At 45.6% G+C, this 1,093-nt stretch carries 1 protein-coding gene; it reads right to left on the reverse strand.

Annotated elements, in window-relative coordinates; translation table 11 throughout:
* Window positions 1-903, reverse strand: a 903-nt coding sequence (locus R7E00_RS24830) for a cache domain-containing protein (RefSeq protein WP_140342932.1), incomplete at its 3' end; no start/stop codon positions are given.
* Window positions 904-1,093: the final 190 nt, after the last annotated feature.

Consider the following 1,093-nt stretch of genomic DNA (forward strand, 5'->3'; position numbering starts at 1 on the left):
TTCGTCGACTTGAGAGGCGCGTTGCGACATGTTGTTGGTTTCTGCGACGACTTCTTCACCAACTTGAGTCACGCTCTTAATGATGCCCTGCAGGCTTTCAACAAAGATATTGAAGTTGTGCGCTAACTGTTTGAACTCAGGTACGTTGGACTCGTGCATGCGTGCCGTAAGGTCGGCATCGCCTTGCGCGAAGGATTGGATCGAGGCATCAAACTGTTCGATTGGTCGCATGATGCTACGATTCACAAACACGGCGAAGATAGCAACTACGGCAGCGATAGAAACACAGAACAGCGCGATGGCCACTAGAGTTGTGTTGAGCGCGTCATGGGCTGAGGCTTCCATTTCTGCAATGACGGCATCAATGTCATCGGTGTAGAAGCCGGTACCGATCATTAAATCCCACTCAGGAATGAACATTGAGTAGCTCAATTTCGGTAGCGCCTCTGTTTGTCCTAGTTTCGGGAAGTAATAGGTAGTGAATTCACCCGTTTTGGCGTTTTTCAGCAAATCTTGAATCAGGTAATTACCTTTCTTGTCTTGCAGGTTATAGAAGTTTTCACCGATGCCTTTGTCGTTCTTGCCGACCACAACACGGACGCCTTTGGAGTTGTAACCGAAGATGTAGCCCGTTTCACCAAATTCCAGCTCTCGTAAAACGGGAAGAGCTTCTTCTAATGTCGCATTTCTCTTGAGTAGCGGTTCAATCGCTGAGCGAGCCATCTGAACATAGTTTTTCAGCTCGGCTTTTTTCATCGCCATCATGGTGGTGTGGGTCTGATCAATTTGCTGTTGGTTATAAGCGTTAGTTTGCAGGTAGGTGAACCACATCATACCTAGTGCAATGGTGAGTACTGGAATGATGGAAAGAATATACAGTCGCTTTCTTATGGTTAGATTCATAGAGACTTCCTTACTTCTCGGCGCAGCGTTACGAAAAGGCAAAATTCAATCGATTTGCCGGATAAATATATAGCTATTTATTTTTGTAGTGATTGCAGATTAACCGACTTAGTAGGAGAGAAGTACTGGAAATGCACGATTTATCGCGAGCGTATTAACATTTTCAAGCGTGATCACAATTACCGAGAGC

This window comes from Vibrio sp. Vb1755, assembly GCF_033338635.1.
In the GTDB taxonomy this organism is placed as follows: Bacteria; Pseudomonadota; Gammaproteobacteria; order Enterobacterales; family Vibrionaceae; genus Vibrio; species Vibrio alginolyticus.